At 70.4% G+C, this 23700-nt stretch carries 26 protein-coding genes; 7 read left to right on the top strand and 19 right to left on the bottom strand.

Translation table 11 applies throughout. The features are described from left to right. Position 1 precedes the first annotated feature (1 nt). From ABZ027_RS37175 to ABZ027_RS37155, 5 genes are all read right to left on the bottom strand, one after another. Positions 2-706: an antibiotic biosynthesis monooxygenase gene (locus ABZ027_RS37175; RefSeq protein ID WP_356776368.1), complete on the bottom strand. Its 705-nt coding sequence runs from the start codon at positions 704-706 to the stop codon at positions 2-4. A gap of 160 nt (positions 707-866) precedes the next feature. Beyond that, on the bottom strand, positions 867-1313 hold the full coding sequence (locus ABZ027_RS37170) for a DUF3618 domain-containing protein (RefSeq protein WP_356776407.1): 447 nt from the start codon (positions 1311-1313) through the stop codon (positions 867-869). 5 nt (positions 1314-1318) lie between these two features. After that, a complete protein-coding gene (locus ABZ027_RS37165) occupies positions 1319-1738 on the bottom strand; it encodes a phage holin family protein (protein ID WP_356776366.1) in 420 nt (139 codons plus the stop codon). A gap of 75 nt (positions 1739-1813) precedes the next feature. Continuing rightward, entirely contained in the window at positions 1814-2506 is a 693-nt protein-coding gene (locus tag ABZ027_RS37160) for a hypothetical protein (protein WP_356776364.1), read from the bottom strand. Continuing rightward, positions 2503-2631, bottom strand: a complete 129-nt coding sequence (locus tag ABZ027_RS37155) for a hypothetical protein (protein ID WP_356776362.1) — start codon at positions 2629-2631, stop codon at positions 2503-2505. Before ABZ027_RS37155 ends, ABZ027_RS37160 begins: the two co-directional genes overlap by 4 nt. A 177-nt stretch (positions 2632-2808) precedes the next feature. Here ABZ027_RS37155 and dapA point away from each other — a divergent pair, with 177 nt between their 5' ends. After that, entirely contained in the window at positions 2809-3699 is an 891-nt protein-coding gene (dapA, locus tag ABZ027_RS37150; RefSeq protein ID WP_356776361.1) for a 4-hydroxy-tetrahydrodipicolinate synthase, read from the top strand. On the opposite strand, the gene ABZ027_RS37145 is transcribed toward dapA, so the two are convergent. From ABZ027_RS37145 to dapD, 3 genes are all read right to left on the bottom strand, one after another. Then, on the bottom strand, positions 3700-4938 hold the full coding sequence (locus tag ABZ027_RS37145; RefSeq protein ID WP_356776359.1) for a WD40 repeat domain-containing protein: 1239 nt from the start codon (positions 4936-4938) through the stop codon (positions 3700-3702). Then, complete coding sequence (locus ABZ027_RS37140) at positions 4935-5495, bottom strand: SigE family RNA polymerase sigma factor (protein ID WP_356776357.1); 561 nt, start codon at positions 5493-5495, stop codon at positions 4935-4937. Before ABZ027_RS37140 ends, ABZ027_RS37145 begins: the two co-directional genes overlap by 4 nt. A gap of 227 nt (positions 5496-5722) precedes the next feature. Then, positions 5723-6712 carry a 2,3,4,5-tetrahydropyridine-2,6-dicarboxylate N-succinyltransferase gene (gene dapD / locus ABZ027_RS37135; protein ID WP_356776355.1) on the bottom strand — a complete coding sequence of 330 codons (990 nt, stop codon included), beginning with the start codon at positions 6710-6712 and terminating at the stop codon, positions 5723-5725. 384 nt (positions 6713-7096) lie between these two features. Between dapD and ABZ027_RS37130 the strand changes: the two genes are divergently transcribed. After that, complete coding sequence (locus ABZ027_RS37130) at positions 7097-7936, top strand: AbfB domain-containing protein (RefSeq protein ID WP_356776353.1); 840 nt, start codon at positions 7097-7099, stop codon at positions 7934-7936. Positions 7937-8031: 95 nt separating this feature from the next. Here the strand turns inward: ABZ027_RS37130 and ABZ027_RS37125 are convergent, their stop codons facing one another. The 8 genes from ABZ027_RS37125 to ABZ027_RS37090 all read right to left on the bottom strand — a co-directional run bounded on the left by ABZ027_RS37125 (position 8032) and on the right by ABZ027_RS37090 (position 14642). Further along, positions 8032-8364, bottom strand: coding sequence for a metal-sulfur cluster assembly factor (locus ABZ027_RS37125; protein ID WP_030612912.1), 333 nt, complete (start codon positions 8362-8364; stop codon positions 8032-8034). Continuing rightward, positions 8361-8828 (bottom strand): Fe-S cluster assembly sulfur transfer protein SufU, encoded by a 468-nt coding sequence (sufU, locus tag ABZ027_RS37120; protein WP_356776351.1) that lies wholly within the window; start codon positions 8826-8828, stop codon positions 8361-8363. Before sufU ends, ABZ027_RS37125 begins: the two co-directional genes overlap by 4 nt. Positions 8829-8847: 19 nt before the next feature. Beyond that, entirely contained in the window at positions 8848-10104 is a 1257-nt protein-coding gene (locus ABZ027_RS37115) for a cysteine desulfurase (protein ID WP_356776349.1), read from the bottom strand. After that, positions 10101-10886 (bottom strand): Fe-S cluster assembly ATPase SufC, encoded by a 786-nt coding sequence (sufC, locus tag ABZ027_RS37110; RefSeq protein ID WP_356776347.1) that lies wholly within the window; start codon positions 10884-10886, stop codon positions 10101-10103. Before sufC ends, ABZ027_RS37115 begins: the two co-directional genes overlap by 4 nt. A gap of 7 nt (positions 10887-10893) precedes the next feature. Then, positions 10894-11214, bottom strand: coding sequence for a non-heme iron oxygenase ferredoxin subunit (locus ABZ027_RS37105; protein ID WP_356776345.1), 321 nt, complete (start codon positions 11212-11214; stop codon positions 10894-10896). Then, a complete protein-coding gene (sufD, locus tag ABZ027_RS37100; RefSeq protein ID WP_356776343.1) occupies positions 11214-12395 on the bottom strand; it encodes a Fe-S cluster assembly protein SufD in 1182 nt (393 codons plus the stop codon). Before sufD ends, ABZ027_RS37105 begins: the two co-directional genes overlap by 1 nt. A gap of 61 nt (positions 12396-12456) precedes the next feature. Continuing rightward, a complete protein-coding gene (gene sufB / locus ABZ027_RS37095) occupies positions 12457-13878 on the bottom strand; it encodes a Fe-S cluster assembly protein SufB (protein WP_356776341.1) in 1422 nt (473 codons plus the stop codon). Beyond that, positions 13875-14642, bottom strand: a complete 768-nt coding sequence (locus tag ABZ027_RS37090) for a metalloregulator ArsR/SmtB family transcription factor (RefSeq protein ID WP_356776339.1) — start codon at positions 14640-14642, stop codon at positions 13875-13877. Before ABZ027_RS37090 ends, sufB begins: the two co-directional genes overlap by 4 nt. 161 nt (positions 14643-14803) lie before the next feature. On the opposite strand from ABZ027_RS37090, the gene ABZ027_RS37085 reads away from it, so the two are divergent. The 4 genes from ABZ027_RS37085 to ABZ027_RS37070 all read left to right on the top strand — a co-directional run bounded on the left by ABZ027_RS37085 (position 14804) and on the right by ABZ027_RS37070 (position 18512). After that, positions 14804-15610, top strand: a complete 807-nt coding sequence (locus ABZ027_RS37085) for an AAC(3) family N-acetyltransferase (protein ID WP_356776337.1) — start codon at positions 14804-14806, stop codon at positions 15608-15610. Between the two features lie 122 nt (positions 15611-15732). Further along, the gene (locus ABZ027_RS37080) at positions 15733-16656 is read left to right on the top strand and encodes an ABC transporter ATP-binding protein (protein ID WP_356776335.1); all 924 of its coding nucleotides are present in this window, start codon (positions 15733-15735) and stop codon (positions 16654-16656) included. Next, positions 16653-17447, top strand: a complete 795-nt coding sequence (locus ABZ027_RS37075) for an ABC transporter permease (RefSeq protein WP_356776333.1) — start codon at positions 16653-16655, stop codon at positions 17445-17447. Before ABZ027_RS37080 ends, ABZ027_RS37075 begins: the two co-directional genes overlap by 4 nt. A gap of 57 nt (positions 17448-17504) precedes the next feature. Then, on the top strand, positions 17505-18512 hold the full coding sequence (locus tag ABZ027_RS37070) for a COX15/CtaA family protein (RefSeq protein WP_356776331.1): 1008 nt from the start codon (positions 17505-17507) through the stop codon (positions 18510-18512). Between the two features lie 24 nt (positions 18513-18536). On the opposite strand, the gene ABZ027_RS37065 is transcribed toward ABZ027_RS37070, so the two are convergent. From ABZ027_RS37065 to ABZ027_RS37055, 3 genes are all read right to left on the bottom strand, one after another. Then, positions 18537-19643 (bottom strand): amidohydrolase family protein, encoded by a 1107-nt coding sequence (locus tag ABZ027_RS37065; protein ID WP_356776329.1) that lies wholly within the window; start codon positions 19641-19643, stop codon positions 18537-18539. Between the two features lie 81 nt (positions 19644-19724). After that, positions 19725-20081: a hypothetical protein gene (locus tag ABZ027_RS37060; RefSeq protein ID WP_356776327.1), complete on the bottom strand. Its 357-nt coding sequence runs from the start codon at positions 20079-20081 to the stop codon at positions 19725-19727. A 94-nt stretch (positions 20082-20175) separates the two neighbouring features. Next, a complete protein-coding gene (locus ABZ027_RS37055) occupies positions 20176-21129 on the bottom strand; it encodes a heme o synthase (protein WP_356776325.1) in 954 nt (317 codons plus the stop codon). A gap of 355 nt (positions 21130-21484) precedes the next feature. Between ABZ027_RS37055 and tkt the strand changes: the two genes are divergently transcribed. Further along, complete coding sequence (gene tkt, locus ABZ027_RS37050) at positions 21485-23572, top strand: transketolase (RefSeq protein ID WP_356776323.1); 2088 nt, start codon at positions 21485-21487, stop codon at positions 23570-23572. Positions 23573-23700 lie beyond the last annotated feature (128 nt).

Genomic DNA, 23700 nt, shown 5'->3' with positions numbered 1-23700 from the left:
GTCAGTCCGGGACGAGGCCGAGGGCGTGGTCGTACCGGCTGACCGTGCTGCTCTGCAGCCCCGGCCAGGCCTGCACGCGCTGCCACTGTGCGCTGGGCGAGCCGACCCCGTCGCCGGGTGCGGCGAGCGCGTCGATGTGGGCCTGGGCGGTCTCCCACTCGGCGTAGTTCAGGACCCTGGTGCCGTCGGTGCTGACGTGGAAGTGGGCGGAGATGCCGCCCGGATGCGGGTTCGGCTCACTCTCCAGCGCCTCCAGGACGGCGTCGACCCAGGCTCGCTGCCGATCGGGATCGGGGCCCTCGAACTCGACGTCGACGATCACGACGCAGCCCGGCACCAGGGCCGGGCGGTCCTCCCGGGCGGTGCTGCGGTAATGCCGGTACCGGTCGAGCCGCACTCGCTCGATCCCCGGCACGACGGTGTCGATCTCGTCGACCCGCTCCTGCCGGTGCGTCTTCACGAAGGCCTCGTAGTCCTGCTCGCTCCGCCACTGCGAGTGGTGCAGCAGGGTGGTCCCGTCGTGCCCGGTGTAAAGGTGGTAGCCGAGCAGACCGGGGGTGGGCCAAGGCCGTCGGGTCCAGGTGTGCGCGATGGCGTCGACCGTCTGCCGCTGGCGCTCGGGTGTGCCGACCTGCCAGGTGCTGAAGAAGGGGGCGCCGACGTGGGGGTGCGTGAGGTCGGGATGGGTGTCGGTACGGCGGGTCATGGTGGGCTCCGTCGAAGGGTGGGATCGGTACGGGGTGCGCGCACCGACCACTCTTCAACCTCGACCAAGATTCAGGTCAAGTGACGGACTCGGGGGCTGACGCCGGACGCAGGCGCCGCTGTGGCCATCGGGGCGACAGCGGCGCCTCGCCACGTCGCGCTCACCGTCCGTGACGGCGCCGCCGCAACACCCCGACCGCGACGACCGCGCCCGCTCCCACCGCCACCCCGGCGACCAGCACCGGACGGGGATGGCGGCGGCCCGTCTGGACCGCGTTGCGGACCGGGACGGGAAGGTTGTGTTCCACGGTGTGGGCCCGGTGCTGGAGGCCGTGCTCCACGGCGTGGGCCTTCTCCTGGACCGTGTGACCGGTCTGCGCCGCCGTGCTGCGCAGCTGGACCGTCATCGCGCCGGCCTTGTCACGCAGGTCGGCGGCCCTGGCCCGGGCACGGCCCTTGACGTCGGCCTTTCCGGCCAACTCCTCGACGGTGTCACCGAGTTCACCGCGAGTCCGCTCGATCTCCCGGCGCAGTTCGTCGGGCCCCTTGGCACCGCCCTGCCGCGGCGCCTCGTCACCCGAGCCGTGATCGTTCGCCGGCTTGTCCATGTCCGTCATCGGTGCGCCCTTTCCCTGATCTCCTCGACGTCGGCCTTCACGCTGCCGAGGGCCCGCTCGGGCGTGGGCGGCGTGGCGCGGCGCAGCTGTGCGCGGCCGGTCGCCGCGAGTACCGCCGCGAGGGCGAACAGCACGCCCGTCACGATCAGTGCCGCGGCCCACACGGGCAGCACCAGCGAGAGCGCGGCGGCGCCCGTGCCGGCGAGGGCGAGAAAGCCGGCGTAGCCGACGGCGCCCGCGGCGCCGATCAGCCCGCCGCCTCGTCCCGCGCGACGGCCCTTCTCGGCCAGTTCGACCTTGGCGAGTGCCACTTCCTGTCGTACGAGCCGGGAGAGCTGTTCGGTGGCCTGTCCGACGAGCTCGCCCACCGAGTGGTGTTCGTCGTGTGCTGGCCTGGGGGTCATGGTCCCGGTCACGGTTCCGCCTCCTCTCGGTCTGGGAACTCCCGGGTACCCCTGCCCGTCCCCGCTTACCCCTGCGCCGCTCCCCCGCTACCGCTGCGGACCGGCGCCGGAGCCCTGCTCGCCCAGTCGGGCCAGCTGCGCCTGGAACCAGTCCAGTCGCGCCTGCAACAGGGCCGCCTCGGCGGTGAGTTCCGGCACCCCCAGCCCCTCGGCCACGCCGAGGTCGGCGGTCCGCAGGAGGGTGCCGGTGCCGGCCACCACGCGCAGGCCGTCTCCGGCCAGCCGGGCGAAGGCGGCGAGCGAGAGAGACGTACGGCCGCGCAGGCAGCCCGCACAGGCGGGGGCGAGCGCCAGCCGGCCCGGGCGGCCCCAGCCGGCGTCGGCCAGGGCGGAGGCAGCCGTGCCGCAGGCGCAGGGGCCGACGGTCGCCGTACGGACGCGCTGCCGGGCGTAGCGGAAGCCGCGTTCGAAGCGGAGGTAGCGGCCGAGCACGGACACCTCCAGCAGCACGGCCGTGCGGTGCTCGGCGGTGCACAGCAGCGCCTCGGCCGCCGTGCGGTCGTGCACGCAGTGGAAGCCGCAGTCGCACCGGCGGTGCGGTACCCGGTGCCGCAGGCCGTAGACGCAGGACGCGTCGGCCACGACCCCGTAGGGCAGCGCGCCACCGAGCGACACCCCGGTGAACCCGGCCCGGACGCCGTCGTGGGACAGCACCGGGTGGGCGATCTTGTATCCGGTCGGCGGCTCCGTCGGGCGTTCCTCGGGGAGCCGCAGCCTCATCGGGCGGCCGGAGCCTCTTCGGGTTCCTTCAGGTCCGTGATCTCCTCGGGGAGTTCGACCTCCTCCTCCTGGACCTGCGGCCGTTCTTCCGCGACTCCGCTGGCGAGTGCCTTGCCGAGCTTCATGACGCCTCCCATACACAGGGGCCTATGACCGTACTGGCCATGGTGACCCATGTGGGGCGGACTTGCACATAGGGCCTGCGCGGCGCGGGCCGCCGGGCAGGCCTGTCAGTATCACTTACACATACCTCGTAGAAAAATTAAGTAGAGCTTCACTGTCGATGGGGCGAGACTACCCCCATGACCACCTCCCGGCCTTTCGGCCGCACCCTCTGCGCCATGATCACCCCTTTCACCGAGGCCGGCGCGCTCGATCTCGACGGCGCGCGGCGGCTCGCCGACCGGCTGGTGGCGGACGGCTGCGACGGGCTGGTGCTGTCCGGCACCACGGGCGAGTCGCCGACCACCACGGACACGGAGAAGGCCGCCCTGATCACGGCCGTACGTGAGGCCGTCGGCGGCCGGGCCTCGATCGTGGCGGGTGTGGGCACGTTCGACACCCGGCACACGATCGAACTGGCCCTGGCGGCCGAGAAGGCGGGCGCCGACGGCCTGTTGGTCGTCGCCCCCTACTACAGCAAGCCCCCGCAGGACGCCGTCGAGGCCCACTTCCGGGAGGTCGCCGACGCCTGTGGCCTGCCGCTGGCGCTCTACGACGTCCCCGGCCGCACCGGCACCCGCATCGAGCCGGACACCCTGCTCCGCCTGGCCGCACACCCCCGGATCGTGGCGGTCAAGGACTGCTCCCACGACTTCCTGGCCGCCCAAAAGGTCATCTCCCGCACCGACTTGGCGTACTACGCGGGCTGCGACGAGCACAACCTCGCCCTGTACGCGGTGGGCGGCGCCGGTTACATCAGCACCGTCGCGAACGTCGTACCGGCTCACCTGCGAGCGGTCCTGGACGCGTTCGAGGCGGGCGACACCCCCGTGTCCGCCCGCCTCCAGCAACGCGCCACGCCGCTCATCGAACTGATGATGGCGGCGGGCCTGCCCGGTGCCGTCACCGCCAAGGCGCTCCTGCGCGAGCTCGGCCTGCCGACGGGCCCCGTCCGCGCGCCGCTGCGGCCCGCCGGCCGCGAGGCGGTCGACGGGCTGCTGGCGGCGTACGAGTCGCTCACCGCCGGCTGATCAGCGGCGGGCGAAGACGGGCTCCCACTCCTGGCGGTCGGTGCTGTCGCTCGGCTCGCGGACCCCGCTCAGCGGTACGACCTTGTCGCTGCCGATGGTGACCAGGACCAGCTGGGCGCGGTAGGCCTCCTCCAGGCTCGTCACGCGCTCCCAGCCGATGAGCCGCTTGTCGTCGACCCAGGCGAGCAGCTGGCCGCCGCGCACCGTGGTGATCTCCTTGTCCGTCAGGGGATCACGGATCGAGGAGTACGACTTGCCGGGGGATCCGGGGACCTCCTTCTCCAGGCCGAGGGCGGCGAGCCTGCCGTTCGGGGACAGCCGCGCGCCGACGTCCGACCGCAGGTGGCGTTCGTTGGCGGGCGCGGGGGCCTTGGCGCCCTTGAGGTCGTAGAACTGCTGCATGCCGTCCCGGCCGCCGATGATCTGCGAGTACACCCGGTCGCCTGCCCGGCTGAAGGAGAAGTCCTTGCGGCCGATGATGTCGCGATCGCGGGCGACCGGGACCCAGGGGCCGCTCTGTCCGGAGGTCACGTCGAGGATGTGGAAACCGGACCGGATCGCGTCGCGGTACACCGACTCCAACGGCCCTGATTCCTTGCCGTCCACGGTCGACTTCACCTTCTCGCGCCCATCGGGGTTCCGGTCGTAGGTCGTCGCGACGAGCCTGCTGCCGTCGGAGGAGAACGCGAGCCCGCCGACGCCGTGCTCGACCTGGATCCACCGCTCGACCTTGCCCGTCGCGAGGTCGAGCAGGCCGATCCGGTCGGCGGGCAGGTTCTTCTCCAGCACGGCGGCGGTCCGCAGGCCCGGGGCGACGGCGACGAAGGACCACCGGGGATCCTTCTCGTACGTCCCGGTCTTCGGGTCGAGCAGCCAGTAGGTGCGCACGGCGGTGCCCTTGTCGGCGGACGTGTAGTGGATCTTCTCCGTGTAGTACGCGGCCATGACCGCCTCTCCGGCCCCGATCAGGTCGCGCGGCGGCGACTGGTCCGGGTGGGCGTTGACGCCGCCCTGCTGGATGATTCCGGCGGGGTGCACGTCGTCCTTGCCGGAGTCCAGCAGCGGTACGCCCACGGCGACGGCGACCACGGCGGCGGTGGCCGTCGCCACGGCCACGAAGCCGCGGGTGCGCCGGCGCCGGCGGACCGCCAGCACCCGGTCGGCGAACCCGGTCCGCGCCGGAGCCTGTTCTGCGGCCTGCTCGCGCAGGGCATCGCGCACGAGTTCCTCGACGTTCATGGACGCACCTCCACGGGCGAGAAGTCACGGGACGGCGGCCGGCCGGCGGCCGGCGGACCCAGGGCGGCCAGTTCGGGCGCGAGCGTGCGCAGCCGGGCCAGGGAGCGGTGGGTGGTGGACCGGACGGTGCCGACCGAGCAGCCCAGCAGCCGCGCCACCTCGGCCTCGGGCAGGTCCTCGAAGTAGCGCAGCACCAGCACGGTCCGCTGCCGTGCGGTGAGCCGGGACAGCGCGTCGCGCATCACGACGCGCAGGTCGGCCGCCGCCGCCGCGTCCACGGTGCCCGCGCCCGCCTCGGGAGGCTGGGCGACGGTGACCTCCCGCCCGCGCCACTTCAGCCGCCAGCGGCTGACCTGCTGGCGGTAGAGGATCCGTCGTACGTAGGCCTCGGGCTCATCGATCCGCTGCCACTTGCCGGCCGCCTTGGCCAGCGCGCTCTGCAGCAGATCCTCTCCGGCGTGCCGGTCTCCCCCGCACAGCAGCACCGCCGTCTTCAGCAGCGCCGACGACCTGTTGTCCACGAACTCCCGGAAACTCTCCAGCTGCGCGGCATCCATCGTCACCTTCTCTTCCCCCGGCGGCCCCTGTGTCCCGCCCCTGTGCCCCTTGTGACGCGCCCGGTGCCCCGCCGCTATGCCACCCCGGCGGAGAATTCTCGGAACTCCGGCACGAGAAGGGCCGGGACCCGTACCGCTGGTGCGTGCGGTACGGGCCCCGGCCTCATCGACGGCCGGCCGCGATCAGCTCCGGGGAGGACCCGTCACCGATCTGCGGCACGTCTGCGTCAGTTGTGGCTGTGCAGGATGTCGTTCAGGCCGCCCCAGACCGCGTTGTTCGGGCGGCCCTCGACCGTGCCGGTGACCGAGTTGCGGCGGAACAGGATGTTGGAGGCGCCGGACAGCTCACGGGCCTTGACGATCTGCCCGTCGGGCATGGTCACCCGCGTCCCGGCGGTGACGTACAGCCCGGCCTCGACGACACACTCGTCACCGAGCGCGATGCCCACGCCCGCCTCCGCGCCGATCAGGCAGCGCTCGCCGATGGTGATCCGGACGTTGCCGCCGCCGGACAGCGTGCCCATGGTGGAGGCGCCACCGCCGATGTCGGACCCGTCGCCGACCACGACGCCCGCGGAGATGCGTCCCTCGACCATCGACGTGCCGAGGGTGCCCGCGTTGAAGTTGACGAAGCCCTCGTGCATCACGGTGGTGCCCTCGGCGAGGTGCGCGCCGAGCCGCACGCGGTCCGCGTCGGCGATCCGGACGCCCTTGGGGGCGACGTAGTCCGTCATCCGCGGGAACTTGTCGACGGACGTCACCTGGAGGTGCAGTCCCTCGGCGCGGGCGTTCAGCCGCGCCTTCTCGACGTCGTCGACGGCGACCGGGCCGAGCGAGGTCCAGGCGACGTTGGCGAGGAAGCCGAAGATGCCGTCCAGGCTCTGCCCGTGCGGCTGGACCAGCCGGTGCGAGAGGAGGTGAAGCCGCAGGTAGACGTCGTGGGCGTCGATCGGCTTGGCGTCCAGGGAGGAGATGACCGTGCGGACCGCGACCACCTCGACGTGCCGACGGGCATCCGGTCCGACCGCCTTGGCGGCGCCCTCACCGAGCAGCTCGACGGCCCGCTCGACGGACAGCCGCTCCGTGCCGGACGGACCGGCGTCGGCGGTGAGCTCCGGCGCGGGGAACCAGGTGTCGAGAACGGTGCCGTCGGCGGCGACGGTGGCAAGCCCGGCGGCAACGGCGCCGGTGGTACGAGGAGCAGTCGTGTCGGTCATGAGGGCAACCTAACCGGCGGGAGCCCGCCGAGGCCAACCAGCGAACGGTACGTCTCAGGGGCCGGGCGGTCGGCCCGGGAGGGGGCATCTGGCGACCACCGGGACGCGGCGAGCGTGTCCGGAAGTGGTACGTGGTGCCCCGCCCAAGCAACAGATATCCCATGTGTACGGGCGTACACATCGACGGGAGGACGGGCGGATCGAGGTGTGCCTGCTTGTCCAAGTGATCGCCGATTTCCGGTAATTGGACCTGGACACGATGTGGAAACGGCTCGCTTCGAACCCCTGCCGTGGAGTCACCTGCTCCACTACTGTTTCACCGTTCACTTACTTCCCCATTACGTGCCGCAGTCGTCGCCTCGGGCGACGCTGGAGGAACCTCGCATGCCACAAAGCAAGTCCCGGCCCCCGTCGAACTCCCCCTGGGAGAACGGCTGGGTTCCGGACACCTCCCGGGTACCGGGAACACGTCGGCTGTGGCTGGCCGGCGCGCTGGCCATAGCAACCGTCGTCACCTGCGTGACGGCGGTCGCCCTGACGGACCAGCGCACCGAAGCCAAGTCGCCCGTCAAGGACGCAAGACCGGCTGCGGATACGAGCGGCCCGGGCCTGATCTCCTACGCCAGCAACTCCCCCAGCAGCGCGGCGGCACCGTCCGCGCCCTCGGGCAGGAAGAGCGGCTCACCCTCCGCCCGGCCCAGCGCCACGACCTCCCCGAAGCCGCGGGGTTCGGCCTCCTCCCCACCGGCCCACCGGCCCAAGGCCCCCGCTTCGCACCCCACGTCGTCCGCCCCCAAGCCGTCGACCACCTGGCGTTCGGTCCGCTCGGTCAACTACCCGGACCGCTACTGGCACGTCAAGGGCAGTTACGTCGGACTCGACCAGGTGACCTACTCCTCGGCCCGCCGGGACGCCACCTTCGAACTGGTCAAGGGCCTCGCCGACGCCTCCTGTTACTCCTTCGCCACCCCCGGCGGCTCCTACCTGCGCCACCGCGAGTTCGTCCTGCGCGCGGAACACAACGACGGTTCCGGACTCTTCAAGCAGGACGCCACGTTCTGCCCGCGCACCTCCGCGGTGTCCGGCGCGGTCATGCTGGAGTCGGTGAACTACCCCGGCCGTTTCCTGCGCCACAGGAACTTCAGCGTGCGTCTGGATCCGTACCAGTACGACAGCGGGTACCGGTCGGACTCGGCGTTCCGCCTGGTGGACGGGCTGGCCTGAACCCCGGCACAGCAGTGGAGGGGCTGAGCCCCGGCACACCAGTGGCCCCCGGCACGTCAAATGCCGGGGGCCACCGCATGTCCGTACGGACGGGCTCAGACGTTGAACCCGAGCGCCCGAAGCTGCTCCCGCCCATCGTCCGTGATCTTGTCCGGACCCCACGGCGGCATCCACACCCAGTTGATGCGGAGCTCGTTGACGAGGCCGTCCGTGGCGGACTTGGCCTGGTCCTCGATGACGTCCGTCAGCGGACAGGCCGCCGAGGTCAGGGTCATGTCGATGGTCGCGATGTTCGCGTCGTCGATGTGAATGCCGTAGATCAGGCCGAGGTTGACGACGTCGATGCCCAGCTCGGGGTCGACGACGTCGTACAGGGCCTCTCGGACCTCTTCCTCCGAGGCCGGCTTCATCTCGATGGTCTCGCTCATGCGGTCTTCCTTTCGGCGTCGGCCTCGCCCAGGGCCTGGGCCGTCGCGTCCTTCCAGGCCATCCAGCTCAGCAGCGCGCACTTCACCCGGGCGGGGTACTTCGAGACCCCGGCGAACGCGACCGCGTCCTCCAGGACCTCCTCCATCGCGTCGTCCGGTTCGATGCGGCCCTTGGACTGCATCAGCTCCAGGAAGGTCTCCTGGATCTTCTGCGCCTCGGTGAGCTGCTTGCCGACGAGCAGGTCGTTCAGCACGGAGGCCGAGGCCTGGCTGATCGAGCAGCCCTGACCCTCGTAGGAGACGTCACTGATCGTCGTGCCGTCGTACTTCACGCGCAGGGTGATCTCGTCGCCGCACGTCGGGTTGACGTGGTGCACCTCGGCGTCGCCGTCCCGGAGACCACGCCCGTGCGGGTGCTTGTAGTGGTCCAGGATGACTTCCTGGTACATCGAATCCAGCTTCATGCGATCGCTCGCCAGCCCCTCAGCCGAAGAAGTTCCGTACGTGCTCCAGCCCGTCGACCAGAGCATCGATCTCGGTCGGAGTGGAGTACAGATAGAACGACGCTCGCGTGGTCGCAGGAATTCCGTACCGCAGGCAGACCGGGCGTGCGCAGTGGTGACCCACGCGTACCGCGATGCCCTGCTCGTCGAGGACCTGGCCCACGTCGTGCGGGTGGATGTCGCCGAGCGTGAAGGAGATCGCCGCTCCCCGGTCCTCGGCCGTCGTCGGGCCGATGATCCTGAGGCCCGGGACCTCGCCGAGCTTCTTCACCGCGTACTCGGTGAGCGCGTGCTCGTGGGCGAGGACCTTGTCCATGCCGATCGCGGACAGGTAGTCGATGGCCGCGCCCAGACCGACCGCCTGCGCGATCGGCGGGGTGCCCGCCTCGAACTTGTGCGGCGCGGGAGCGTACGTCGACGAGTGCATCGACACCGTCTCGATCATCTCGCCGCCGCCGAGGAACGGAGGCAGGTCCTCGAGGAGTTCCTGGCGGCCCCAGAGGACGCCGATGCCGGTCGGGCCGCACATCTTGTGGCCGGTGAAGGCCACGAAGTCGGCCTGCAGGGCCTGCACGTCCATCGGCATGTGCGGCGCGGCCTGCGAGGCGTCGATGCAGACCAGCGCGCCGACTTCCTGGGCGCGGCGCACTATCGCCTCGACCGGGTTGACCGTCCCCAGGATGTTGGAGACCAGCACGAAGGAGACGATCTTCGTCTTCTCGGTGATGATCTCCTCGATGTTGGAGAGGTCGAGGCGGCCGTCGTCGCTCAGACCGAACCACTTCAGCTTCGCACCGGTGCGCTGCGCCAGCAGCTGCCACGGCACGATGTTGGAGTGGTGCTCCATCTCCGTGATGACGATCTCGGTCTCGGAGTCCACGCGGTAGGGCTCGTCGGCCCAGCCCAGCATGTTCGCCACGAGGTTGAGCGACTCGGAGGCGTTCTTGGTGAAGATCACCTCGTCGCGGCTCGGCGCGTTGATGAACTCGGCGACCTTGTCACGCGCGCCCTCGTACAGCGCCGTGGCCTCCTCGGCGAGCACATGCACACCGCGGTGGACGTTGGCGTTGTAGCGCTCGTAGTACTCGTTCAGGGCGTCGAGTACCTGGCGCGGCTTCTGCGAGGTGGCCGCGTTGTCCAGGTACACGAGCTTCTGACCGTCGTGGACCTGACGGTCCAGGATGGGGAAGTCCTTGCGGATCGCCTCTGTGTCGAGGAGGCCCGGCAGCAGTGTCACTCGGATGCGCCACCCTTCGAGTCGGCTCGGTCGAGCTTCGCGTAGGCCTCGTAGCCCTCGTTCTCCAGCTTGTCGGCGAGCTCGGCGCCGCCGGACTCGACGATCCGACCGCCGGAGAAGACGTGCACGTGGTCGGGCTTGATGTAGCGCAGGATGCGCGTGTAGTGCGTGATCAGCAGGGTGCCGACCTCGCCGGTCTCGCGGACGCGGTTGACGCCCTCGGAGACGACCCGCAGCGCGTCGACGTCCAGGCCGGAGTCGGTCTCGTCGAGGATCGCGACCTTCGGCTTGAGGAGCTCCAACTGAAGGATCTCGTGGCGCTTCTTCTCACCGCCGGAGAAGCCCTCGTTCACGTTGCGCTCGGCGAAGGCCGGGTCCATGTTGAGGCGCTCCATGGCCTCCTTGACCTCCTTCACCCAGGTACGCAGCTTGGGGGCCTCGCCGCGGACCGCGGTGGCGGAGGTGCGCAGGAAGTTGGAGACGGAGACGCCGGGGACCTCGACCGGGTACTGCATCGCCAGGAACAGGCCCGCGCGGGCCCGCTCGTCGACGGACATCTCCAGGACGTCCTCGCCGTCGAGCAGCACGGTGCCGCCGGTGATCGTGTACTTCGGGTGCCCCGCGAGCGAGTAGGCGAGCGTCGACTTGCCGGAGCCGTTGGGGCCCATGATGGCGTGCGTCTCGCCCTGCTTCACGGTGAGGTCGACACCCTTGAGGATTTCCTTCGTGCCGTTCTCGACCTCGACGGTGACGTGCAGGTCTCGGATTTCAAGCGTTGCCATGGGTGCCTCAGGACTCCTGGGTGAGGGAGACGAGCACGTCGTCCCCTTCGATCTTTACGGGGTATACGGGGACGGGGCGCGTCGCGGGCAGGCCGGACGGTTTGCCGGTGCGGAGGTCGAAGCTGGAGCCGTGCAGCCAGCACTCGATCTGACAGTCCTCCACCTCGCCCTCGGAGAGCGAGACGTTCGCGTGGGAGCAGATGTCGTTGATCGCGAACACCTCTCCCTCGGTACGGACGACGGACAGCGGCGTACCGTCGAGTTCCACCCGTTTGGGGGTGTCATCCTCCAGTTCGCCCAGCCCACACACGCGCACGAAAGCTGCCATCAGACCGCCGCCTCCAGCTCCTCGTCGATCTTCACGAGGAGGCGCTCTTCGATGTCGTCGACACCGATCTGCTGGACGAGTTCGGCGAAGAACCCGCGGACCACCAGGCGTCGGGCCTCTTCGGCCGGGATGCCTCGGGCCATCAGGTAGAAGAGCTGCTCGTCGTCGAAGCGGCCGGTCGCCGAGGCGTGTCCGGCGCCGACGATCTCGCCGGTCTCGATCTCCAGGTTCGGCACCGAGTCGACCCGGGCGCCGTCCGTGAGAACCAGGTTGCGGTTCATCTCGTACGTGTCGGTGCCCTCGGCCTTGGCCTCGATGAGGACGTCGCCGATCCACACGGCGTGCGCGCCCTCGCCCTGGAGCGCGCCCTTGTAGGCGACGTTCGACTTGCAGTGCGGGGTGTTGTGGTCGACCAGGAGGCGGTGCTCCTGGTGCTGGCCGGCGTCCGTGAAGTACAGGCCGAACAGCTCGGCCTCGCCGCCGGTGCCGGCGTAGGCGACGCGCGGGTGCAGGCGTACCAGGTCGCCGCCGAAGGTGACCACGAACGACTTGAAGGTGGCGTCCCGGCCGATCAGCGCGTTGTGCTGGCCCACGTGCACGGCCTTGTCGTCCCAGTCCTGGACGGAGACGACGGTCAGCTTGGCGCCGTCACCGAGGACGTAGTCGACGTTGGCGGCGAGCACGGCGTCACCGGTGTGGTCGATGACGACGACGGCCTCGGCGAAGGCTTCGAGCTCGACGACCTGGTGGGCGTAGGCGGTCCCGCCCTCGCCGTGCACGGCGATACGGATCGGCTCGGTGAGGACCGTCTCCTTGGGGACGGTGATCACGCCGGCCTTCTCGAACGCCGAGTAGGCCTGGGCGGCGATGCGGTCCGCCGGGGTGCCGGCCCGGCCGAGGCGGGCGTCGTCACGGCCGACGGTCTCGATCCTGACGCCCTCGGGCGCCACGACCTCGACCTTCATGCCGTCGCCGGTGGCGACCGCGGTGCCGTCGTGCAGCCCGCGCAGCCGCTCCAGCGGGGTGAACCGCCACTCCTCCTCACGGCCGTGCGGGACCGGGAAGTCCCGCACGTCGAAGGAGGGTGGCGCGCTCATGCGCGTGGCGACGGTGGACTCTGCGGCCACCGCGATCTGGCCCGCGGTGGTGGATCCCACCGGGATGTTCGTAGCCTCAGCCATGGCTGTCGGTCTGCTCTCTTCCTACGTCAGATTTCGCTAGCTGGTCCTGGAGGGCGGGGCGTCAGCCGACCGCGCCTTCCATCTGCAGCTCGATCAGCCGGTTGAGCTCGAGGGCGTACTCCATGGGCAGCTCCTTCGCGATGGGCTCGACGAAGCCGCGCACGATCATGGCCATCGCCTCGAACTCGGTCAGACCACGGCTCATCAGGTAGAAGAGCTGGTCCTCGGAGACCTTGGAGACGGTCGCCTCGTGGCCCATGGACACGTCGTCCTCACGGACGTCCACGTAGGGGTACGTGTCGGAGCGGGAGATGGTGTCGACGAGCAGCGCGTCGCACAGCACGTTGGACTTCGAGCCGTGGGCGCCCTCGCCGATCTCGACGAGACCGCGGTAGGAGGTACGGCCGCCACCCCGCGCCACGGACTTCGACACGATGTTGGAGGAGGTGTTCGGCGCCATGTGGACCATCTTGGAGCCGGCGTCCTGGTGCTGGCCCTCGCCCGCGAAGGCGATGGAGAGGGTCTCGCCCTTGGCGTGCTCGCCCATCAGGTAGACGGCCGGGTACTTCATCGTCACCTTGGAGCCGATGTTGCCGTCGATCCACTCCATGGTCGCGCCCTCGTACGCCACGGCGCGCTTGGTGACCAGGTTGTAGACGTTGTTCGACCAGTTCTGGATGGTCGTGTAACGGCAGCGGGCGTTCTTCTTGACGATGATCTCGACGACCGCGCTGTGCAGGGAGTCGCTCTTGTAGATCGGGGCGGTACAGCCCTCGACGTAGTGCACGTAGGCACCCTCGTCGACGATGATCAGGGTCCGCTCGAACTGGCCCATGTTCTCCGTGTTGATGCGGAAGTAGGCCTGGAGCGGGATCTCCACGTGCACGCCCTTCGGCACGTAGATGAAGGAGCCGCCGGACCACACGGCCGTGTTCAGCGACGCGAACTTGTTGTCACCGACCGGGATGACGGTCCCGAAGTACTCCTTGAAGAGCTCCGGGTGCTCCTTGAGGGCCGTGTCGGTGTCGAGGAAGATGACGCCCTGCTCCTCCAGGTCCTCGCGGATCTGGTGGTAGACGACCTCGGACTCGTACTGGGCCGCGACACCGGCGACGAGGCGCTGCTTCTCCGCCTCCGGGATGCCGAGCTTGTCGTACGTGTTCTTGATGTCCTCGGGCAGGTCCTCCCAGGACTCCGCCTGCCGCTCCGTGGAACGCACGAAGTACTTGATGTTGTCGAAGTCGATGCCGGACAGGTCCGAGCCCCAGTTCGGCATGGGCTTCTTGTCGAACAGGCGCAGACCCTTGAGGCGGAGCTTGGTCATCCACTCCGGCTCGTTCTTCTTCGCGGAGATGTCGCGGACGACGTCCTCGTTGATGCCGCGCTTGGCAGAGGCGCCGGCCGTGTCGGAGTCGGCCCAGCCGTATTCGTACTTGCCCAGGCCCTCGAGCTCGGGGTGGGCAGTCTCCGTGGGGAGAGTCATGCGGGGTTCCTCCCGGCCGTGCTTGCAGATGCGTTGTCAGCAGATGCGTGGTCAGTGGTGTGGGAAATCTTGGGGATGAACGTCGTGCAGACGCCGTCGCCGTGCGCGATGGTCGCCAGTCGCTGGACGTGGGTGCCGAGCAGCTGGGAGAAGATCTCGGTCTCCGCCTCGCAGAGCTGCGGGAACTTTTCCGCGACGTGGGCCACCGGGCAGTGGTGCTGGCAGAGCTGCTCGCCGACCGGTGCGCTTCGCGCCGTAGCAGCGTACCCGTCCGCGCTCAGGGCCTTGGCCAGCGCTTCGGTCCGCTGGTGGGGGTCGGCGGCCTCGACGGCCCGGCGGTAGGCGGTGGCCTGCTCGGCGATCCTGGCGCGGGCGAAGGCGACGACCGCCTCGTCCCCGCCGAACCGCTCCTGGATAAAGCGCAGGGCGTCCGCGGCGAGCTTGTCGTAGGACTGGTCGAAGGCGTCGCGACCGCAGTCCGTGAGGGCGAACACCTTCGCGGGGCGGCCACGCGTACGCGCTCCGTAGACCCGCTGCTCGCGCGCCTCCACGACGTCGTCGGCGGCCAGTGCGTCCAGATGCCGGCGTACGGCCGCCGGGGTGAGCCCCAGGCGTCCGGCCAGCTGGGTCACGGTCGACGGCCCGTGGTCCAGGATGGATCGCGCGACCCGGTTGCGCGTCGAACGGTCCGACCGCATCCCAGCCGCGAGCTCCTCCTGAGGGGCCCCCGTGGGGATCTCCCGAGCCTCGCCGACGTTTTTCACAACGTCATTGTTGCGTAATTCCTCGGAGGCAGGCAAGCCACGTCCGGCCGAGCGGGCGGTGCCCTGCGTCACTTAGGTTCACCTAATCTGACCTGCGGGAACAATCGTCGGCCGATCAAACAGCTGGCGCGGCCACGTCAGGTCGGGGACACTCCCGGACCATGCCCTTACCCCTTCCGACCGGCTCTCTTGTCACCCGGGGCACCCTCGCCGCCCAGCTCGCCGAGGCCGGCGTCCGCCCCGGCGAGACCCTCCTGGTCCACTCCTCGCTCAGCTCCCTGGGCTGGGTGTGCGGCGGCTCCGTGGCAGTCGTCCAGGGAATGCTCGACGCACTCGGTCCGCACGGCACGCTCGTGGTCCCCACCCAGTCCGGCGACCTCTCCGACCCGGCCGAGTGGGGCAACCCGCCGGTGCCTCAGGAGTGGTGGGAGACCATCCGGGCGACGATGCCCGGGTACGACCCCCTGCTCACGCCCAGCCGCGGGGTGGGCGTGATCCCCGAGACCGTGCGGATCTGGCCGGGCGCCCTGCGCAGCGCTCATCCGCAGACCTCCTTCGCCGCCGTCGGTGCGCGCGCGGCGGAGGTCGTCGAGGGGCACGCGCTCGACTGCCGACTGGGCGAGCGGAGTCCGCTGGCCCAGCTGGAGGAGCTCGGCGCCCGGGTGCTGCTGCTCGGCGCCGGCTACGCCACCTGCACCTGCTTCCACCTCGCCGAGTACCGCGTGCCGTCGCCGCTGGTGAAGGTGGGCCGACCGGGCCGCTCGGGCTGGGAGGAGGTGACCGAGGTGTCGATCAGCTCGGACCGGTTCGACGAGCTGGGCCACGACTTCGAGCGGGACGAGGGTCCGCGGTGCGTCGTACGGGGCCGGGTGGGCGCGGCCGACGTACGGCTGTTCCCGGTGGCGGACGCGGTGGCGTACGCGCGGCGGTGGCTGCCGCTGCACCGGTCCCGGGAGGAGGAGATCTGAGGCCGGGTCCAGGTCGGTACGGTTGCCGGGGAGCGCCTGCCGGGGGCGGGCCGGGGTGGCCCGGGTGGAGATTCCGTACCCGCCGGTCTGGACCGTCGCCCGCGTACCTAGACTCTGGACCCATGCGAAGTGAGCCCGTGGTCCAGGTCCACGCCTTGGTCAAGCGGTACGGCACGAAGACCGCGGTGGACGGCCTCGACCTGGTGGCCCGGGCGGGTGTGACCGCCGTCCTCGGCCCCAACGGGGCCGGCAAGACGACCACCGTCGAGACCTGCGAGGGGTACCGCAGGCCCGACTCGGGCACGGTGCGTGTCCTCGGCCTCGACCCGCTGCGACAGGCCCGCGAGCTGCACCCCAGGATCGGGGTGATGCTGCAGTCCGGGGGCGTGTACTCGGGCGCCCGGGCGGACGAGATGCTTCGCCATGTGGCCAAGCTGCACGCCCACCCGCTGGACGTGGACGCGCTCATCGAGCGGCTGGGTCTCGGCAGTTGCGGCCGGACGACGTACCGGCGGCTGTCGGGCGGCCAGCAGCAGCGCCTCGCGCTCGCCATGGCGGTCGTCGGCCGCCCCGAGCTGGTGTTCCTGGACGAGCCGACCGCCGGCCTCGACCCGCAGGCCCGCCACGCCACCTGGGACCTGATCCGCGACCTGCGCGCCGACGGCGTCTCCGTGATCCTCACCACCCACTACATGGACGAGGCCGAGCAGCTCGCCGACGACGTCGCGATCATCGACGCGGGCCGGGTCATCGCCCACGGCTCCCCCGAGGAGCTGTGCCGCGGCGGCGCGGAGAACACCCTGCGCTTCAGCGGCCGCCCCGGGCTCGACGTCGGCTCCCTCCTCAAGGCACTCCCGGCGGACTGCACGGCGGCCGAGCTGACGCCGGGTTCGTACCGCGTCGGCGGCAAGATCGACCCGCAACTGCTCGCCACGGTCACCTCGTGGTGCGCGCAGCACGGGGTGATGCCGGAGAAGATCTCCGTCGAACGCCACACCCTCGAAGACGTCTTTTTGGAGCTCACGGGCAAGGAGCTGCGGTCATGACCAGCGCTACCACCAGCGCCGACAGCGCCACCGGCGCCTACGCGCCGAAGCCGGGGGCCGCGCCGCTCCCCCGCATGATCGTCGCCCAGGCCGCCCTGGAGACGAAGATGCTGCTGCGCAACGGCGAACAGTTGCTGCTGACGGTCGTGATTCCCGCCCTGCTGCTGCTCCTTTTCAGCTCGGTGGACATCGTCGACACGGGTGCCGGCGAGGCCGTCGACTTCCTCGCGCCGGGTGTCCTGGCACTGGCCGTGATGTCCACGGCCTTCACGGGCCAGGCCATCGCGACGGGCTTCGAGCGCCGGTACGGCGTCCTGAAGCGCCTCGCCTCCTCCCCGCTGCCCCGCTGGGGCCTGATGACCGCGAAGACGCTCTCCGTCCTGGTCACCGAGATTCTCCAGGTGATCCTCCTCACGGCGATCGCCCTCGCTCTGGGCTGGTCCCCGCACGGCAACCCGGTCGCCGTCCTGCTCCTGCTGGTCCTCGGCACGGCCGCCTTCTCCGGCCTCGGCCTGCTGATGGCGGGCACGCTCAAGGCGGAGGCGACCCTGGCCGCCGCCAACCTGGTCTTCCTGCTGCTCCTGGTGGGCGGCGGCGTGATCGTCCCGCTGGAGAAGTTCCCGTCCGCCGCCCAGGACGTCCTCGCCCTGCTGCCGATCTCGGCCCTGTCGGACGGCCTGCGGGACGTGCTCCAGCACGGCGCCGGCGTCCCCTGGGGCGACCTGGGGATCCTCGCCGGATGGGCGGTCGTCGCACTGGCCGCCGCGGGCCGGTTCTTCCGGTGGGAGTAGCCGTCCGCCGGGATCCGCCGGGACCCTAGTGAAAGCGTGCACAAGCGGCCCCCTACGATGGAACGCGTGCCGAACCTGACCCGTGCCGACGCCGTAGCGGCCGTCCGCAACCCGCTCGCCTTCATCGCCGAACGCTGGACTCCGACCCCTCGGACGGTCCGGCGGGCGGCACTCGCCGCGCTCGTGATGTCGGTGGTCATCGTGGTCACCGGTGGCGCGGTGCGGCTCACCGGCTCGGGGCTCGGCTGCCCGACCTGGCCCAAGTGCACCGACAACTCGCTGACCGCCACCAGCGAGATGGGCTTCCACGGCGCCATCGAGTTCGGCAACCGCATGCTGACGTACGTGCTGTGCGCCGCGGTGGGCTGGGCGATCATCGCCGCGCGGTCCCAGAAGCCCTACCGGCGGGGTCTGACCCGGCTGGGCTGGGCGCAGTTCTGGGTCGTGATGAGCAACGCCGTCCTCGGCGGCATCGTGGTCCTGGTCGGCCTCAACCCGTACACGGTCGCGGCGCACTTCGTGGCCACGTCGGCCCTGATCGCGATCGGCACCGTGATGTGGCAGCGCACCCGCGAGGGTGACGCGCCGCCCCGTCCGCTGGTCGGTGGGGCGGTGCGGCAGCTGGTGTGGTTCCTCATCGCGGCGGCCGTCCTGTTGATCCTGGTCGGCACGGTGGTGACCGGCGCGGGCCCGCACGCGGGCGACTCCAGCGAGGTCGACCGGATGCCGATCAACTGGGAGACCGTGAGCAAGGTGCACGCGGTGCTGGCCTGGATCGTGGTGTCGCTGACGTTCGCCCTGTGGTTCGTCCTCAAGGCCGTCGACTCCCCCAAGGCCCCCCTGAACCGCACCCGCGACCTGTTCCTGATCCTGCTCGCCCAAGGCGTCATCGGTTACGTCCAGTACTTCACGGACCTCCCCGAGCTCCTGGTCGGCCTGCACATGCTCGGCTCGGCGCTGGTGTGGATCGCGGTCCTGCGGGTCCTGCTGGCGCTGCGGGAACGTACCCAGGCGGAGGCCGACCTGCCGGGCCCCGCGACCGAGGCGGCCCTGACCCGGGCGTGAGCCCCCGGCCGCGGGCCACCGCGGTCACTCCAGCCCGTACACCCGCCCGGCGTTGCCCGCCGCGATCATCCCCGCCACCCGCTGGGCGTCCGCCTGCGACCACGCGCCCTCGCTGACCCAGGTGCCCAGCACCCGTCCCAGGGCCTCACGGAACAGGCGGGCGCCGACCACGTGCAACTCGGGCAGGCCCTGCGCGCCGCTGGAGAAGAGGATCTTGCCGAACGGGGCGAGTTCCAGGATCTCCGCGAGGACGGTCGCGGCCCGGGCGCCGGTGCGCACCAGGGCGGCGCCCGAGTCGGCGTACACATGCGGGAAGACACCGGCGAGGTGGGCGGCGTGCCGGTGGTACGGGTAGCTGTGCAGCAGCACCAGGTCCGTGCGCAGCCCGGCCGTGGCCCGTACGAAGTCCGTCAGCAGCACCGGATCGGTGCGGTCGATGCGCAGGCCTCCTTCGCCGAGGCCGGCGTGGAGCTGGAGGGGCCGGCCGGAGGCGACGGCGATCCACAGCAGGTGCCGCAGCAGCACCGGATCGCGCAGTTCCCCGCCCACCCGGCGCCCGGCGAGCCAGCGGCCGGCCGCGCCCCGCACCTCCCCCGGCCCCGGTGGCTCGGGCGCGAGCGCGAGTCCGTGCCGTACGCCCGCCACCGAGGTGAAGGCCACGGCGTTCACGGCGGCCCCGTGCACCGACTCGGCTAGGTTGGCGAGGAAGGACTCGACGGTGCCGGAGGTGTCGGCGACCTGTTCGGCGAGCGGTTCGAGCCGCACGATCTCGCGAGCGTCGGCGGCCGCCGTGCCGGCCAGTTCCTCGGGTCCGGTGAGGTCGCCGGGCAGACCGGTGTCGACCAGGTACGTCGTGATGCCGCTGCCGCGCAGCAGGCGCCGGGCCGACTCCACTACGCCGAGTTCACGACGTCGGGCGAGATACCGGGCGGGCGGACAGTGCGTCTCCAGGCCGAGGAGCGGGGGGCACCAGCGGCGTACCGCGAAACCGGTCTGGGTGTCGAAGAGCGTCGTGCCCGGCGCGGGCGGGCCCCCGGAGCGGGCCAGCTGGGCCTCGAAGGTGCCGAGACCCAGCTCCGTCCTCAGTACGCCGTGGCAGTACTGGTCCACCAGGGACGGCGTTTCGATCATCCGGACTCCCCGCGAGCGGACCACGTCCGAGGACCGTGTCCTCCTACGGCCCTCCACGGGTCCTAACGGGTGAACCGGGTGTCAGGTGTTGCTCGGTCCGCCCACCTGGATTCCAGCCATGCGGCTCCACTCGTACGGGCCGGTGCGCACCTTGGCCGCGAACTCGCCGTCGAAGTCTTCGTGGACCGTGATCCCGGACTTCTCCACGGCCTTCTCGGCGATGTCGTACGACGGGGCCACCAGGTCGCCCCAGCCGCCGTCCTCGCCGACGAGCACGATGCGGGCGCCGCGCTGCCCGAGGTGGGCCACCTGGCCCTCGGCCCCGCCGTGCGCCTTGGCGAAGGCGCCGATCTGCTTGGCGAGGCGGGCCGCCCTGCGCTCGGCACGTGCGGCCTGCTTGGCGTCGGTGCCCTCGTCAACCTGCTGCGTGTCTGCCATGGCCAGGATGCTACCGACGGGTAGATCGAACGGCGACGGGCGGGGTAGGTGGCCTTGACCACGTACCCCGCCCGTCACGGGAAGTCCGGGGAGGTCAGCGCAGGAAGGGGTCCACCGCGACGGCCACGAACAGGATCGACACATAGGTGATCGACCAGTGGAACAGTCGCATCTCCTTGAGCTTGGCGCCGGTGACCTCGGCCCTGGCCCGGTTCTGCAGCCCGTGCGCCTCCCACAGCCAGAAACCGCCCGCGAGCAGCGCGACCGCCGTGTAGAACCAGCCCGTGTAGCCGAGCGGCGTCAGCAGCAGCGACACCCCGACCATCAGCCAGCTGTAGAGCACGATCTGCTTGGCGACCACCTTGTTGGAGGCGACGACCGGCAGCATCGGGACGCCCACCCGGGCGTAGTCCTCCCGCACCTTCATGGACAGCGGCCAGTAGTGCGGCGGGGTCCAGAAGAACATCACCAGGAAGAGGATGACCGGCGCCCACGACAGGGAGTTGGTGACCGACGACCAGCCGATGAGGACGGGCAGGCACCCGGCGATCCCGCCCCACACGATGTTCTGCGAGGTACGGCGCTTGAGGATCATCGTGTAGACGACGACGTAGAAGAGGAGCGCTCCGAGGGACAGCCAGGCCGACAGCCAGTTGACCGCGAGGCCGAACAGCAGGGTGGAGACGACGGCCAGGGTGATGCCGAAGGCGAGGCACTCGCGCGGGCTGACCATCCCGGTGACCAGCGGACGCTGCGAGGTGCGGTCCATCAGCGCGTCGATGTCGCGGTCGATGTACATGTTGAGCGCGTTCGCGCCACCCGCGGAGAGGTACCCGCCGAGGCAGGTGAGCAGCACCAGCCCGAGGTCGGGAACACCTTGCTGCGCCAGGAACATCACCGGAACCGTGGTGATGAGCAGCAGCTCGATGATCCGAGGCTTGGTCAGAGCTACGAACGCCTTGACACGGGCCCCGAACGGCCGGTGGCTCGGGCTCTGGCTCGCACCGAGTACCCCCGCTGGACGGGATTCGACGGCCGTCACGCACACCCCTACAGAGACATCCCAGCAAGCCTCAGCCGTGTGAAGTCCCGGTAAAGGCTCGCGCGTACCACGCCACTGTAGACGTTGCCCATACCCCGATTTTCGCGGGGGTCGGATCGTGTGGCGCGGCCCGCTGGGAAGAGCCGTGGGGCACTCGATTGAGCACTCGTACGAGCGGCTCCGTATTCACCTGCCGAACACGGAACGACCCAGTGAACAGGCGCATGCCGAAGACTCCCGATCGTCTGGAACGACTCGAAAAAGCGCACGTACTCGCAGGGGTAGGCTCGACAGCGGCCGGGGCGTTCAGTGCACCGGCGATTCGACATGCGTGACATGTGGAGAGGAGCCCTGACCCAGGGTGAGCACCAAGCCGACCACCACAGACCTCGAGTGGACCGAGTTGGATCAGCGGGCCGTCGACACCGCCCGCGTCCTGGCCGCCGACGCCGTACAGAAGGTCGGCAACGGCCATCCCGGTACGGCGATGAGCCTGGCGCCCGCCGCGTACACCCTCTTCCAGAAGGTGATGCGGCACGACCCGGCGGACGCCGACTGGGTGGGCCGGGACCGTTTCGTACTGTCCGCCGGCCACTCGTCCCTGACCCTCTACACCCAGCTGTACCTGGCCGGTTTCGGCCTGGAGCTGGACGACCTGAAGTCGTTCCGGACGTGGGGCTCCAAGACCCCGGGTCACCCGGAGTACGGCCACACCACCGGCGTGGAGACGACGACCGGCCCGCTGGGGCAGGGTGTCGCCAACGCGGTGGGCATGGCGATGGCGGCCCGCTACGAGCGCGGCCTGTTCGACCCGGAGGCCGCTGAGGGCACCTCCCCCTTCGACCACTTCGTCTTCGCGATCGCCGGTGACGGCTGCCTCCAGGAGGGCATCTCCGCCGAGGCGTCCTCGCTGGCCGGTCACCAGAAGCTCGGCAACCTCATCCTCCTGTGGGACGACAACCACATCTCCATCGAGGGCGACACCGAGACGGCCGTCTCCGAGGACACCGTCAAGCGGTACGAGGCGTACGGCTGGCACGTGCAGCGGGTGGCCGCCAAGCCGGACGGCGACCTCGACCCGCACGCCCTCTACGACGCGATCGAGGCCGCCAAGCGGGTCACCGACCGGCCGTCGTTCATCGCGATGCGCTCGATCATCGCCTGGCCCGCCCCGAACGCCCAGAACACCGAGGCCGCGCACGGCTCGGCGCTCGGCGACGACGAGGTCGCGGCCACCAAGCGGGTGCTGGGCTTCGACCCGGAGCAGACCTTCGAGGTCGCCGGCGAGGTCCTGGACCACACCCGGGCGCTGGGCGAGCGGAGCCGTCAGGCGAAGGCCGAGTGGGAGAAGTCCTTCCAGGAGTGGCGGAGCAACAACCCGGAGCGCGCCGCCGAGTTCGACCGGATCGCGGCGGGTGAACTGCCCAAGGGCTGGGAGGAGAAGCTCCCGGTCTTCGAGGTCGGCAAGGGTGTCGCGACCCGTGCCGCGTCCGGCAAGGTCCTGCAGGCGCTCGGCGCGGTCGTTCCGGAGCTGTGGGGCGGCTCCGCCGACCTGGCGGGCTCGAACAACACGACGATCGACAAGACCTCGTCGTTCCTGCCGGCGGACAACCCGCTGCCGGAGGCGAACCCCTACGGTCGCACGATCCACTTCGGTATCCGCGAGCACTCCATGGCCGCGGAGATGAACGGCATCGCGCTGCACGGCAACACCCGTATCTACGGCGGCACGTTCCTCGTGTTCTCCGACTACATGCGCAACGCCGTCCGGCTGTCCGCGCTGATGCACCTGCCGGTCACCTACGTGTGGACGCACGACTCCATCGGTCTGGGCGAGGACGGTCCCACCCACCAGCCCGTCGAGCACCTGGCCTCGCTGCGCGCCATCCCGGGCCTGAACGTGGTCCGTCCGGCCGACGCCAACGAGACCGCGATCGCCTGGCGCGAGATCCTGCGCCGCTACACCAAGGTCTTCGGCAAGGGCGCCCCGCACGGCCTGGCGCTGACCCGGCAGGGTGTGCCGACGTACCAGCACAACGAGGACACGGCCAAGGGGGGTTACGTCCTGTTCGAGGCCTCCACCGGGACGCCCGAGGTGATCCTCGTCGCGACCGGTTCCGAGGTGCACGTCGCCGTCGAGGCGCGGGAGCAGCTCGAAGCCGACGGTGTGCCGACCCGGGTCGTGTCCATGCCGTGTGTGGAGTGGTTCGAGGAGCAGGACCAGGGGTACCGGGACAGCGTCCTGCCGCCTGCGGTGAAGGCGCGGGTCGCGGTCGAGGCCGGGATCGGTCTCACCTGGCACAAGTACGTGGGAGACGCCGGACGCATCGTTTCCCTGGAGCACTTCGGTGCTTCGGCCGACGGCAAGGTGCTCTTCCAGGAGTTCGGCTTCACTGCCGAGAACGTGGCGGCCCAGGCCCGGGAATCGATCGCCGCAGCCCAGCGCTGACGCTCATATACGACACGTAGGAGATGCAATTTCCATGACAGACGCACTCAAGCGCCTCTCCGAGGAAGGCGTGGCGATCTGGCTGGACGACCTGTCGCGCAAGCGGATCACGTCCGGCAACCTCGCCG

The organism is Streptomyces sp. NPDC006332 (assembly GCF_040612855.1).
Lineage (GTDB): Bacteria > Actinomycetota > Actinomycetes > Streptomycetales > Streptomycetaceae > Streptomyces.
The sequence above is the reverse complement of the archived record's forward strand: the minus strand, read 5'-3'. Positions and strand labels throughout refer to the sequence as shown.

Coding starts and splice junctions, on each gene's coding strand:
- ABZ027_RS37060 (WP_356776327.1), bottom strand. CDS start 20,081: ATGGCAGACACGCAGCAGGTTGACGAGGGCACCGACGCCAAGCAGGCC.
- ABZ027_RS37130 (WP_356776353.1), top strand. CDS start 7,097: ATGCCACAAAGCAAGTCCCGGCCCCCGTCGAACTCCCCCTGGGAGAAC.
- dapA (WP_356776361.1), top strand. CDS start 2,809: ATGACCACCTCCCGGCCTTTCGGCCGCACCCTCTGCGCCATGATCACC.
- dapD (WP_356776355.1), bottom strand. CDS start 6,712: ATGACCGACACGACTGCTCCTCGTACCACCGGCGCCGTTGCCGCCGGG.
- sufD (WP_356776343.1), bottom strand. CDS start 12,395: ATGGCTGAGGCTACGAACATCCCGGTGGGATCCACCACCGCGGGCCAG.
- ABZ027_RS37160 (WP_356776364.1), bottom strand. CDS start 2,506: ATGAGGCTGCGGCTCCCCGAGGAACGCCCGACGGAGCCGCCGACCGGA.
- sufU (WP_356776351.1), bottom strand. CDS start 8,828: ATGAAGCTGGATTCGATGTACCAGGAAGTCATCCTGGACCACTACAAG.
- ABZ027_RS37125 (WP_030612912.1), bottom strand. CDS start 8,364: ATGAGCGAGACCATCGAGATGAAGCCGGCCTCGGAGGAAGAGGTCCGA.
- sufC (WP_356776347.1), bottom strand. CDS start 10,886: ATGGCAACGCTTGAAATCCGAGACCTGCACGTCACCGTCGAGGTCGAG.
- ABZ027_RS37105 (WP_356776345.1), bottom strand. CDS start 11,214: ATGGCAGCTTTCGTGCGCGTGTGTGGGCTGGGCGAACTGGAGGATGAC.
- ABZ027_RS37075 (WP_356776333.1), top strand. CDS start 16,653: ATGACCAGCGCTACCACCAGCGCCGACAGCGCCACCGGCGCCTACGCG.
- ABZ027_RS37085 (WP_356776337.1), top strand. CDS start 14,804: ATGCCCTTACCCCTTCCGACCGGCTCTCTTGTCACCCGGGGCACCCTC.
- sufB (WP_356776341.1), bottom strand. CDS start 13,878: ATGACTCTCCCCACGGAGACTGCCCACCCCGAGCTCGAGGGCCTGGGC.
- ABZ027_RS37175 (WP_356776368.1), bottom strand. CDS start 706: ATGACCCGCCGTACCGACACCCATCCCGACCTCACGCACCCCCACGTC.
- ABZ027_RS37080 (WP_356776335.1), top strand. CDS start 15,733: ATGCGAAGTGAGCCCGTGGTCCAGGTCCACGCCTTGGTCAAGCGGTAC.
- ABZ027_RS37155 (WP_356776362.1), bottom strand. CDS start 2,631: ATGAAGCTCGGCAAGGCACTCGCCAGCGGAGTCGCGGAAGAACGGCCG.
- ABZ027_RS37170 (WP_356776407.1), bottom strand. CDS start 1,313: ATGGACAAGCCGGCGAACGATCACGGCTCGGGTGACGAGGCGCCGCGG.
- ABZ027_RS37145 (WP_356776359.1), bottom strand. CDS start 4,938: ATGAACGTCGAGGAACTCGTGCGCGATGCCCTGCGCGAGCAGGCCGCA.
- ABZ027_RS37070 (WP_356776331.1), top strand. CDS start 17,505: ATGGAACGCGTGCCGAACCTGACCCGTGCCGACGCCGTAGCGGCCGTC.
- ABZ027_RS37140 (WP_356776357.1), bottom strand. CDS start 5,495: ATGGATGCCGCGCAGCTGGAGAGTTTCCGGGAGTTCGTGGACAACAGG.
- ABZ027_RS37065 (WP_356776329.1), bottom strand. CDS start 19,643: ATGATCGAAACGCCGTCCCTGGTGGACCAGTACTGCCACGGCGTACTG.